10 protein-coding genes, 1 tRNA gene and 1 other annotated feature are annotated in these 11,876 nt (G+C 32.3%); all 11 genes read right to left on the reverse strand.

Annotated elements, in window-relative coordinates:
- Positions 1-582: 582 nt before the first annotated feature.
- Positions 583-1,959: a UDP-N-acetylmuramoyl-L-alanine--D-glutamate ligase gene (gene murD / locus KPL50_RS20310; protein ID WP_216300372.1), complete on the reverse strand. Its 1,377-nt coding sequence runs from the start codon at positions 1,957-1,959 to the stop codon at positions 583-585.
- 253 nt (positions 1,960-2,212) lie between these two features.
- Entirely contained in the window at positions 2,213-3,613 is a 1,401-nt protein-coding gene (locus tag KPL50_RS20315; RefSeq protein WP_216300373.1) for a glycine--tRNA ligase, read from the reverse strand.
- A gap of 83 nt (positions 3,614-3,696) precedes the next feature.
- Positions 3,697-3,862: a binding site (T-box leader), on the reverse strand.
- A 132-nt stretch (positions 3,863-3,994) separates the two neighbouring features.
- Positions 3,995-4,069: transfer RNA gene (locus KPL50_RS20320), tRNA-Asn, on the reverse strand.
- A gap of 145 nt (positions 4,070-4,214) precedes the next feature.
- Positions 4,215-5,732, reverse strand: a complete 1,518-nt coding sequence (gene lysS, locus KPL50_RS20325) for a lysine--tRNA ligase (protein ID WP_216300374.1) — start codon at positions 5,730-5,732, stop codon at positions 4,215-4,217.
- Between the two features lie 151 nt (positions 5,733-5,883).
- On the reverse strand, positions 5,884-6,366 hold the full coding sequence (gene greA / locus KPL50_RS20330; RefSeq protein WP_216300375.1) for a transcription elongation factor GreA: 483 nt from the start codon (positions 6,364-6,366) through the stop codon (positions 5,884-5,886).
- A 253-nt stretch (positions 6,367-6,619) separates the two neighbouring features.
- Positions 6,620-7,438 (reverse strand): hypothetical protein, encoded by an 819-nt coding sequence (locus tag KPL50_RS20335; RefSeq protein WP_216300376.1) that lies wholly within the window; start codon positions 7,436-7,438, stop codon positions 6,620-6,622.
- 76 nt (positions 7,439-7,514) lie between these two features.
- Positions 7,515-8,492 (reverse strand): tRNA dihydrouridine synthase DusB, encoded by a 978-nt coding sequence (dusB, locus tag KPL50_RS20340; RefSeq protein ID WP_216300377.1) that lies wholly within the window; start codon positions 8,490-8,492, stop codon positions 7,515-7,517.
- A gap of 8 nt (positions 8,493-8,500) precedes the next feature.
- Positions 8,501-9,280, reverse strand: coding sequence for a type III pantothenate kinase (locus tag KPL50_RS20345; protein WP_216300378.1), 780 nt, complete (start codon positions 9,278-9,280; stop codon positions 8,501-8,503).
- 682 nt (positions 9,281-9,962) lie between these two features.
- Positions 9,963-11,102: a sodium ion-translocating decarboxylase subunit beta gene (locus tag KPL50_RS20350; protein WP_216300379.1), complete on the reverse strand. Its 1,140-nt coding sequence runs from the start codon at positions 11,100-11,102 to the stop codon at positions 9,963-9,965.
- A gap of 21 nt (positions 11,103-11,123) precedes the next feature.
- Complete coding sequence (locus tag KPL50_RS20355) at positions 11,124-11,501, reverse strand: biotin/lipoyl-containing protein (protein ID WP_216300380.1); 378 nt, start codon at positions 11,499-11,501, stop codon at positions 11,124-11,126.
- 15 nt (positions 11,502-11,516) lie between these two features.
- Positions 11,517-11,870: an OadG family protein gene (locus tag KPL50_RS20360; protein WP_216300381.1), complete on the reverse strand. Its 354-nt coding sequence runs from the start codon at positions 11,868-11,870 to the stop codon at positions 11,517-11,519.
- Positions 11,871-11,876: the final 6 nt, after the last annotated feature.

Below are 11,876 nucleotides of genomic sequence, written 5' to 3' on the forward strand. Positions count from 1 at the left end.
CAATTTAAAAGTTTACACTTTTTATTTGAAATGAATAATCTGCGACAACTGTTAAGTTGTTACGCAAGCTCATTACATACTTTTTAGTCTTACGACTAAAATTACTTTTTTTATCTAAAGTAATTAACTGGTCTAACGAAATATTATTTCGCTATTTTACCTATTTCTCTGTTTAATTTTCAAAGACCAATTTGTCTTGTCATCATGTGACGACTTTTACTATTATAATTCTTTTTTTTCTCATTGTCAACTGTTTTTAAAAAACTTTGATAATGAATTTATAACTCATCACTGTGAACATAAAGTAATCTACATCTGTTTGTTCTAGCGACAATTAATATAATATCATATGTACATCCATCCCTTTGTTTATAATCATTGATTATACCAATTTATTTTCATATTTATAGTTATTTCTCCCATATGTGACCTTTTGCTTATAATGATACGCTAGGAGCATTTGTTGCTCATTTAGCCTTAAGATACATAAAACTCTAGTAAAAATGTTCTTTTTTCACTAGAGTTACTATTAAATCATCTCCTGCGGAGCTGCATATTAACGACTTCAGAAGGAGATTTATACTATAAGGACATTATTATTTCCTTATATTTGTTACCTCTTGCTTCAAAATCTTTAAACATATCAAAACTTGCACATCCCGGCGCCAATGTAACTATATCGCCAGGGCTTGCAACTTTTTTAGCTGCATAAATTGCTCCATCAAAAGTTTCAGCTATTATAATTTCTAGTGAAATTTTCTTTTCTTTTAATAGATCTTCAAAAACTTCTTTTATTTTATATTTAGTGGCACCTACGAGTATTAGTGTTTTAATATATGAGTAGCCTTCCTGCGCTAGTGGTTCAAAGGGTATTTGTTTATCATAACCTCCTGCAATTAATATAACAGGCTTTTCAAAGGCTTTAATACTTGCTATGGTTCTTGTTGGACTAGATGCTATTGAATCATTATAATACATAACTCCATCTACTTCTCTCACGAATTCACCTCTATGAGCCACCCCCGTAAAAGTAGTAGCCACTTCCCTCATACTGGCAACTGATACTTCATCCTCCGTTGCACAAAATGCAGTTAACATATTTGCCACATTATGCATTCCTTTTATCTTTATTTCCCCGCGATTACATACTACCTTATTCATAATGAACAATTTATCATTTTGAAAATATGCACCATCTTCTAACTTCTCTTTTAAACTAAAACACTTAACTTTTCCCTTTGCTTCTTTTCTGAGTTCATAAGTCAATTCATTATCTTTATTAAGTATAAGTAAATCAGATTTACTTTGATATTTAAATATGTTCCTCTTTGCATCTATATATTCTTCCATACCCTTATGGATATCCAAATGATTTGGGCTTAGATTTGTTACTGCTGCTACATCTGTAGAAACATTCATAGTCATAAGTTGAAAGCTTGATAATTCTAATACTACCTTATCATCTTTACTTATTTCTTCAATATTTGCAAAAAGTGGAGTTCCTATATTTCCTCCAACCCAAGTTTTATACCCTTCTTGTTTTAATATATTATATATTATTGTAGTTGTAGTTGTTTTCCCATCACTACCAGTGACACCAAAAATTTTCGCCGGACAATATTTTATAAACTCCTCCATTTCTGATGTTATATAAGTCCCATATTCTTTTGCTTTTAAAAGCGCAGGATTATCTATTCTCATAGATGGTGTTTTAAAAATAACATCAAAGCCAGTTAAATCCTCCAAGTAATCTTCACCTAACACTAGCTTTACGCCAATTTCTTCAAAGTCTGTTGCAACTGACCCAAGTAAACTATAAGTTTTTTTATCAAAGGCTGTTACAACGGCCTCCAGCTTCCCTAAAAAATGTATTAAAGGAATATTGCTAACTCCTATACCTACAACGCCTACTTTTTTCCCTTTTATAAACTCTTTAAATTCACTAAAATTTTTCTTCATATAAACCTCCATGCACTCTTTATATATTTCTTATTATATTATTAATTTCACAAATTTGTTTGTACTAATTATAACACTTAAATCATCGCCTATGGTACTGCAATATTAAGGATTTTAAAAGGAAACTTATATTACCACTGTAGTTCTATCTTAAAGTTATTTTATAAAAAAAATAGCATGTATCATAAATATAGCCTCTGCAAGCTCATTTTATACTACATGCTATCCTTTAGTTCAACCTAACAATTACAATTTAAAATTGTATTTTTTCTTCTATAAACTTTTCTAACTCATCTATATTTATTCTTATTTGGTCCATTGTATCTCTATCTCTAACTGTTACAGTGTTGTCTTCCAAAGTATCAAAGTCCACAGTTATACAGTATGGAGTTCCTATTTCATCTTCTCTTCTGTATCTCTTTCCTATGCTGCCCGCCTCATCATAGTCTACATTGAATTTTTTACTTAGCATAGCAAAAACTTCATTAGCTTTTTCTGATAATTTTTTACTTAGTGGCAAAATAGCTGCCTTAAACGGTGCAAGTGCTGGATGTAAATGAAGCACGGTTCTCACATCTCCATCTTTACCGCCTTTAACTTCTTCTTCATCATATGCATTAACTAAGAATGCAAGTGCAACTCTATCTGCACCAAGTGATGGCTCTATACAATAAGGTACATATTTTTCATTAGTTATAGGGTCTAGATAGCTCAAATCATTACCTGAATGTTCCATATGCTTCTTTAAGTCATAATCAGTTCTATCTGCAATTCCCCATAGTTCTCCCCATCCAAAAGGAAACAGGAATTCTATATCACAAGTAGCATTACTATAGAATGATAATTCCTCAGCACCATGATCTCTAAGCCTTAAACTTTCCTTCTCCATGCCCAAATTATATAAGAAGTTAGAGCAAAACTCTTTCCAATATGCAAACCATTCTAAATCCGTACCTGGCTTACAGAAAAATTCTAATTCCATTTGTTCAAATTCTCTTATTCTAAAAATAAAGTTTCCTGGTGTTATCTCATTTCTAAAAGCCTTTCCTACTTGACCTATACCAAAGGGAACCTTTTTCCTTGTAGCTCTTTGAACATTTTTAAAGTTCACAAAAATACCCTGAGCTGTTTCTGGTCTTAAATATATTTCCGATTTACTTTCTTCAGTTGTTCCCTGAGAAGTCTTAAACATTAAATTAAATTTTCTAATATCCGTAAAATTTTTCTTCCCACATTTAGGACATACTATTCCCTGTTTTTCTATATATTCCTTTATTTCCTCGTTTGTCCATCCATCCGCAGTAGCTACTTCTGCTCCCTGCTCCGTCATATGGTCTTCCACTAACTTATCTGCTCTAAATCTAGCTTTACAATCTTTGCAATCCATTAGCGGGTCTGAAAAACCTCCAACGTGGCCTGTTGCAACCCAAACTTCTGGATTCATAAGTATAGCGCAATCTACACCTACATTATATGGACTTTCTTGAACAAATTTTTTCCACCAAGCCTTTTTAATGTTGTTTTTAAATTCAACGCCTAGAGGACCATAATCCCATGAGTTAGCCAAACCTCCATATATATCAGATCCGGGAAATACAAATCCTCTGTTTTTACATAAACCAACGACCTTATCCATGCTTTTTTCAAATGCCATGTTAATGCCTCCTAATTTTTTAATAATGTAATGATATTTTAAATCATTTACTTGTATTTTAAGTACAAAAAAAAGACTATACCTTAAGGGACGAAAATCAATTCCGCGGTTCCACCCTTATTGGCACAAGCCCTACTCTAAGTTCTATACACTCAAAAGTTCCTTTCACAATAACACTTTGATTGCTTACACCAGCCACAATCTCTCTTATAAAGTATTACTACTACTCTTCTTTATCATAGTGAAATATTTCATTATATTAATATTATACTAAACTTCATGTTATTGTCAACAATAGCGTGGAATGTTGAATCAAAATCGCGAAATCACAATAAAGAAGTTTGTAAATTTACTAATACTAAGTTCAAAAAATAAAAAAAATGGCTCCGCGAAAAGGATTTGAACCTTCAACCTATCGGTTAACAGCCGAGTGCTCCACCGTTGAGCTATCGCGGAATAATGCCTTTCTTAGTAACAATATTATTATACCATATACAATTAAAAATTCAATAGTTTTCATGTTTTTTTTAAAAAATTTTAAATAGTATAAAAAAAGGGTATTTTAGATTAACTAAAACACCCTTTTGATAAACTGTTTAAATTACTGAACTGGTTTCATTGTAGGGAATAGGATGACATCTCTTATTGAAGCGGAGTCAGTTAAGAACATTACCATTCTATCAATGCCTATACCTAGCCCTCCTGTTGGAGGCATTCCTGTTTCTAATGCACTCATAAATTCTTCATCTATTAAATAAGCTTCATCATCGCCTAGTTCTCTTTCATTTGCTTGTTGCATAAATCTCTCTCTTTGAACTACTGGATCGTTTAACTCTGAGTATGCATTACACACCTCACGTCCAAATACAAAACCTTCAAATCTCTCTGTATACTCTGAATTTCCTCTCTTCTTCTTAGTAAGAGGTGATATTTCTACAGGATAATCACATAAGAATGTAGGCTCTATTAAATGCTCTTCTGCATATTCTTCAAATAGTGCATTTAATATATCTGCTTTTGAACAATCCTTTATCTCTTTTTTAAATTCTAAATGCTTTTCTTTAGCTATTTTTCTAGCTTCATCATCAGTATTAATTAGCGCAAAATCCACACCTGAATATTCTTTTACTGCATCTACCATAGTAATTCTTCTCCATGGTGGAGTAAAGTCTATTTCAGTGCCTTGATAATTAACCTTTGTAGTTCCATGGATTTTCTCACAAACATAAGCGACCATATTTTCCGTAATTTCCATCATATCATTATAATCTGCATAAGCCTCATATAGTTCTATCATTGTAAACTCTGGATTATGTCTTACATCCATTCCTTCATTTCTGAAGTTTTTACCCATATCATATACCTTTTCAAAACCAGCAACAATAAGTCTTTTTAAATATAACTCTGTTGCAATTCTAAGATACATATCAATGTCTAGCGTATTATGATGAGTCATAAATGGTCTTGCTGCAGCGCCTCCTGCTATTGGAGCTAAAATCGGCGTCTCAACTTCTAAAAATCCTTTATTATCTAAGAATTCTCTAATATATCTAATTATTGCTATTCTCTTCATAAAGGTATCTTTTACTTCTGGATTCATTATTATGTCTACTTCTCTTTGTCTATATCTTAAATCAGGATCCTTTAAGCCATGCCATTTTTCTGGAAGTGGTTTTAAAGACTTAGCTATAAGCTGGAAATCCACTATGTGTAGTGATATTTCACCAGTTTTTGTAACAAAAGGTGTTCCAGTTATTCTTAAAAAATCTCCTATATCAAAAGTTTTATATTCTTTTAATTTTTCTTCGCCTACATCATCTATTTTTATGTAAAGTTGAATCTTACCATATCTATCATGAACATCAGAAAAACCAGCCTTACCATGAACTCTTTTAGACATAAGTCTACCTGCTACAATAACTTGTGTACCCATTAATTTCTCATAATTATCTTTAACCTCTTGTGATGTATGAGTTCTTTCAACTTTGTATACATCAAATGGATCCTTACCTTGTTCTTGCAAATCAGCTAACTTACGTCGTCTTATGGTTACCTGCTCATTGTATTTAGATTCAAGTTCATGTAAGTCTTTTTCTTCAATTTTTTCTTCGTTTGACATTAATATCCCTCCTGATTTCCTCTAGCGCAGAAATAAACATTAATACTTTAGTCTGCACTATTGCTTATGTATATATATTTCTTTAGGGTACCTAACAACAATAAATTGTTAGGTACCCTTGTATAGTATAAAAATTAAATAATTAAAAAAGCTAACCGCGTTTAACTTCTAATACCTCGTATTTCCCGATACCATCAGGAACTGTCACTTCTATAATCGCTCCTGCTTTCTTTCCTACCAGCGCACTTCCAACCGGTGATTCATCTGATATCTTATTTTCCATTGGATCTGCTTCTGCTGAACCCACAATATAAAATTGAACTTCCTCATCAAACACATAATCCTTAACTTTAACTATTGAACCTATACTTACTACGTCTTTTTCAATTTCATTTTCATCTATAACACTTGCATTTCTAAGCATATTTTCTAATTGTATTATTCTACCCTCTACAAATGCTTGGTCATTTTTAGCTTCCTCGTACTCTGCGTTCTCACTCAAGTCTCCGTATCCAAGTGCTACTTTTATTTTTTCTGTTATTTCTTTTCTCTTTACGGTTTTAAGAAATTCTAATTCATCTTCTAATTTTCTTATCCCCTCATAGGTCATTACATATTTTTTTGGTTCGCTCATTTCTTTCTCCCCTTTAAAATTTTTATTGAATTAATAACTGTCCATAAAACCGCAATAATGTTTTTCTTAAACCCTAGCATTTCCTATAACTTATAAAATATTCTTATTCTATATTTTTTCTGTAGGATTTTTATATTCAAATTAATGAATTATTGGGGCCAAAATTCATTATTAGAATAACAATCCATATAACCATATTAGCACATTATAAATCAGCCCATTAGTATTGTCAATATGTTAGAAGGAAAACATACTAACATATTACATTATTGTTGAATTTTATTTCTTTTAAATATATACCATTATGCTTAAGAGCTTTATCAATATCATTCTCTTGCATTTGGCATAATATCGCTGCTATGAGCTCCATAGAAGAACCAACTTCAAAAGTGTTCCAAGGTACATTATAGCTTACATCATTTACCGCAATATAATTATTTCCCTTGCCCATGCTATTATCTAGAAGCCATACTAATTTATCCTCACCAAATTCATAGTCTGCAGATGAAATAATAAAATCTGCTATTTTAATAGCATATAGCTGGTCGTTTGTTACAATAGGTGACACCCCAAAATTAGCAATTATAAAATCTGCCAATTTTCTGGCTTTTGCCAAGTCCCATGACAAAAATACAATATATTTGCTTTGCTTTGCCAGTTCCTCAATAATATTATAATTTATCGTGTCGCTGGCATCATATACCACAATGCAACAATTTTTGAGGCTTTTATTTCTCATCCTAAGCATAAGTTGTATACTTTTTATAACACTAAAAGCCAAAAAACGTTTTTGAAATGAATTGAAATATTTATAATCAAAGGGTCTTAGTGTTTTTAATGATAATTGAACCTCTTTGCTTTTGCATATTTTTTTAGCATAAGTCAAGTTATTTAAGTATGCACTTTTATTAAAATTAGGTGGAAGCCTTACATTTGTAACTTTAATATCTAGTTCTTTAATGTATTCGCTACTTATTAACTTTATCTTTCGTTTATCTTTAATTTTGCTAAAAAATCCGAATTCATTATAGGAATTATAAATATTTGAAGTTACACATAAAATTGGCTTCATAAATTTTCACCTTATAAATTAATGTACTATTATCTTATTCAGTACAATTATATAAATTCATAATTTAATTTAAAAATTATGGAGTTATCATTTTCAAGTATTCTCTATAATCTAAAAGAAGTTTCAATACGTCCTCATATTTAGTTTTGGTATTTATTTTTTCTTTTATTTCAGTGCAGTTGTTAAGACCTTTAACATACCAAGCTGTATGTTTTCTCATTTCTCTAACCGCTTTAATTTCTTCATAATATTTTGTAGCTAACCCTAAATGCCTTATGCACATATCTATTTTCTCTACCGCAGTAGGATATATTACCTCTTGTCCCTTTATTGCCTGCATAATCTCTCTAAAAATCCAAGGATTACCTCTTGCCCCTCTTGCAATCATTATACCATCGCAACTCGTGACTTCCTTTATTCTTATAGCATCCTCTACAGAAAACACATCACCATTTCCTATTACAGGAACTTTAACACTTTCTTTTACAGCCCTTATAATATCCCAATCAGCCTTTCCTTCGTACATTTGCTCGCGAGTTCTACCATGTACCGCAATAGCATCTATGCCAGCATCTTCCATGTATTTAGCAAATTCTACAGCATTAACACTATTTGAATCAAATCCCTTTCTAAACTTTACCGTAACAGGCTTTGTCGAAGTCTTTTTCATTTCCACTATTATTTCGGCAGCAAGTTTTGGATTTTGCATTAAAGCCGAGCCCTCACCATTTTTGACTATCTTAGGCACAGGGCAACCCATGTTTACATCAACCATACTTATATCATCCCTAGCATTGAAGATCTCACAGGCACTAGCCATAATCTTAGGATCATTCCCGAATATCTGAATCGCTACTGGTTTCTCCACATCTGAAATTTTCATAAGAGCTTCCGTATTGCTGCTGCCATAATATAACCCTTTAGCGCTTACCATTTCAGTATATAGGAGGCCACAACCCATTTCTTTGCATAACCCTCTAAAGGCAATATCTGTAATTCCTGCCATAGGAGCTAAAAAAACATCATTTTCAAATTTGATATTTGATATCTTCATTAAATCACCTATTCCCTATTTTTTTCATAAATCATTCTAAGGCCTTCTAATGTTAAATAGGGATGAAACTCATCAATAGTTGCGCAATCTCTGCTTATTAATTTTGAGAGTCCGCCTGTTGCCACTACAAATGGTTCTTCTTCTCCCATATTAATCATTTCGCTTTTCATTTTATTGACAATATAATCTATTTGACCAATATATCCATATATTATACCCGCCTGCATGCTTGAAACAGTATTTTTACATATAACCGTTTCTGGTTTTATAAGTTCCACCCGAGGTAGCTTGGCTGCTCTCTCAAAAAGCGCTTCAGAAGCTATTTTAATACCAGGGCATATAGTGCCCCCTAAATAGTTAGCCTCTTTACTTATGGCACAAAAGGTTGTAGCTGTTCCAAAATCTATTAAAATTAAGGCCCTTTTATAAATTTCATGGGCTGAAACAGCGTTAACAATTCTATCTGCACCTACTTCTTTAGGGTTGTCATATCTTACATTTATTCCTGTCTTAACTCCTGGCCCTACTACCATAGGTGTCAATTTAAAATATTTTCTTATCATATGTTCTAGTGAATACATAATATTAGGAACAACAGAGGAAATTATTACTCCTTTAATTTGTTCTATTTTTATGTTTCGCTGATAAAATAATTGCATTACTTGAATTCCATATTCATCAGCAGTTTTTTTTGCATCTGTAGATAATCTCCATTCCACAAGTAACTCTTTTCCCTTAAAAATCCCTAAAACAGTATTAGTATTTCCAACATCTAAAACTAAAATCACTTTATACACCACCTATATAATATAAAACAGCTTGCACGCTGCTTTATGCTTTTCCATTGCTAAAAACACAAGAATAGTACATGAAATATTATGAAATATTGTTTTAACTATTCCCAATTTAACAATTTAATTTTAACAACTTGAATATATTTGTCAAGTTAAATTTTTATAAGAAGTTTTTCATGATAATAAGGTTTGTGTATAATAGGATTTATTTATGTTAGTCTGTTGATATTCTATATTGGATTTCATCTAATATTTCTTTCTGGTCATTTAGCGATGTATATAAATTTAATTTCATTCTACCTTCTTTTTCAACCCTCAAAAAACTAGTGTATAGATTAACTAAGTTTTTCTCACAACTTAAGATTTCGCTCGCTCTGAGCTCTGCTTCCTTATTAATTGAATTGCTGGTTACTGGTTCACATTAACTTGCTGCTCCCTCATTGCCAATACCATTTTCAATTTCCCTATACTTATTTACAATTTCTTTCTCTGTTTGGACTAAACTCTCAATTGAGCTTTTTTTATTCATACCTTCTTTTCTATATTATTCACCAAAAGAAAAGGTATATTCAATTTTCAAATAATACATTGATTTTTTTAAAAAACAAAACCCCCTATCTATTTACTAGATAAAGAGTTTTGTTTTTTATAAGTTCACAAAATGTGAACCTACATATTATTTCCCAAAAATGGTTAGAAGAACACCAGCTGCAACAGCAGTTCCGATTACACCTGCTACATTAGGGCCCATAGCATGCATAAGCAAGAAATTACTTGGATCTGCCTTTTGTCCCTCTACTTGAGAAACCCTGGCTGCCATAGGTACTGCTGAAACTCCCGCTGAGCCTATTAGTGGATTAACCTTACCATTTGTAACCTTGCACATAATCTTTCCTATTATAACTCCTGCTGCAGTACTTATAGCAAAAGCAATGCAACCTATAACAACTATTTTAAAAGTATCCCATTTTAGAAACATCTCTGCTTTTGCTGTGGCTCCAACAGTTACTCCTAAAAATATAGTTACAACATTTATTAATCCATTTTGAGCTGTATCAGATAATCTACCAACCACACCCGACTCTCTAAACAAATTTCCCAGCATTAGCATTCCAATTAATGCCGCTACAGATGGGAGCATTAATCCTACTACTAGAGTAACTACTATCGGAAAAATAATTTTCTCAGTTTGCTTAACTTTTCTTAATTGACCCATTTTAACTGTTCTTTCTTTTTCTGTAGTTAATAATCTCATTATAGGTGGCTGTATAAGTGGTACTAAGGCCATATATGAATAGGCTGCCACCGCAATTGGTCCCAGAAGGTGTTTTGCCAACTTACTAGTTAAAAAGATGGCTGTAGGCCCATCTGCGCCCCCTATAATACCTATTGAAGCCGCTTCCTGTGGAGTAAACCCCATAAGTATCGCTGTAGTAAATGCAAAGAAAACTCCAAATTGTGCACCCGCTCCCATGAGCACACTAGACGGATTTGCTATTAGAGGACCAAAGTCCGTCATAGCCCCCACCCCTAAAAATATTAGCGGTGGATATATATCTAGTTCTACCCCTTTGTATAAGTAATAAAATAACCCTCCCGCTTCGTTTCCATGTGGCCCAGCCATAATATTAGTAATTGGTAAATTTACGAGTAGCATTCCAAAGGCTATTGGTAAAAGAAGTAGTGGCTCAAATTTTTTATGAATAGCTAAATATATAAGTAAACATGCTATCCCTATCATTGTAATATATTGCAAATTCAATTTTACAAAGCCAGAAGAAAGCCATAAGTCCTTTAACACTTGTAAGATATCCATTAATATTACCTCTCTCCCTTGTTACTGAATAACTGCCAATATGTCTCCTGTATTAACATTTGCCCCATTAGCTACATTTACCTCAATAATCTTTGCATCATGTGGCGCCATAATTTCATTCTGCATTTTCATAGCCTCAAGTATAAACATTACTTGACCTGTTTTAACATTATCACCGGGACTCACATTGACTTTAAGCACAGTTCCTGGCATTGGGCATTCTATTTTCTCACCGGCGTTTATTATTTTTTTCACTTCTACCTTCGGTGATGGTTGAGCTTTTGTAGGGGTCTCCTTCGTTACTGCTACAGGTGACGAGCTACTAGAAAATTCTCCTATAACCTCTTCAACTTCTACTTCATATGAAATCCCATTAACTTTTATATTATATTTATTCATTTTTATTCCCCCTAACTATGCCTTTAAATTACTTTCAAATGCAGATATTCCCCAGCCTAAGTTGTTGTTATTTATTCTTTTAATTGATTTTATTTTCAAATTTGATTGCGGTACATCTAGGTAAGCAGCTAAAACTGCAGCTATTACCGCCACTACTTCCAAATCATCTTCAAGTTCAGATTCAACTTCATCTATTTCTTCCTTTTCCTTATGGATTATATCTACCTTATGGTTCACAGTTTTTTTTGCCATAGTATTTATTATAAAACTTTGCAGTCTAATTATATATTGTAGAATAATCAACAAGACAAAAACTATTGTCATGGCTACAAACGTAGTACTTAATGCATCTAAAAATGAAAGTTTCATACATCT

Source organism: Clostridium sp. CF012, from assembly GCF_018861755.1.
GTDB lineage: Bacteria > Bacillota > Clostridia > Clostridiales > Clostridiaceae > Clostridium_AD.

What these genes read in the sequence shown, in the direction of transcription:
- murD (WP_216300372.1), bottom strand. Translation starts at nt 1,959, where the DNA reads ATGAAGAAAAATTTTAGTGAATTTAAAGAGTTTATAAAAGGGAAAAAA.
- KPL50_RS20315 (WP_216300373.1), bottom strand. Translation starts at nt 3,613, where the DNA reads ATGGCATTTGAAAAAAGCATGGATAAGGTCGTTGGTTTATGTAAAAAC.
- lysS (WP_216300374.1), bottom strand. Translation starts at nt 5,732, where the DNA reads ATGTCAAACGAAGAAAAAATTGAAGAAAAAGACTTACATGAACTTGAA.
- greA (WP_216300375.1), bottom strand. Translation starts at nt 6,366, where the DNA reads ATGAGCGAACCAAAAAAATATGTAATGACCTATGAGGGGATAAGAAAA.
- KPL50_RS20335 (WP_216300376.1), bottom strand. Translation starts at nt 7,438, where the DNA reads ATGAAGCCAATTTTATGTGTAACTTCAAATATTTATAATTCCTATAAT.
- dusB (WP_216300377.1), bottom strand. Translation starts at nt 8,492, where the DNA reads ATGAAGATATCAAATATCAAATTTGAAAATGATGTTTTTTTAGCTCCT.
- KPL50_RS20350 (WP_216300379.1), bottom strand. Translation starts at nt 11,102, where the DNA reads ATGGATATCTTACAAGTGTTAAAGGACTTATGGCTTTCTTCTGGCTTT.
- KPL50_RS20355 (WP_216300380.1), bottom strand. Translation starts at nt 11,501, where the DNA reads ATGAATAAATATAATATAAAAGTTAATGGGATTTCATATGAAGTAGAA.
- KPL50_RS20360 (WP_216300381.1), bottom strand. Translation starts at nt 11,870, where the DNA reads ATGAAACTTTCATTTTTAGATGCATTAAGTACTACGTTTGTAGCCATG.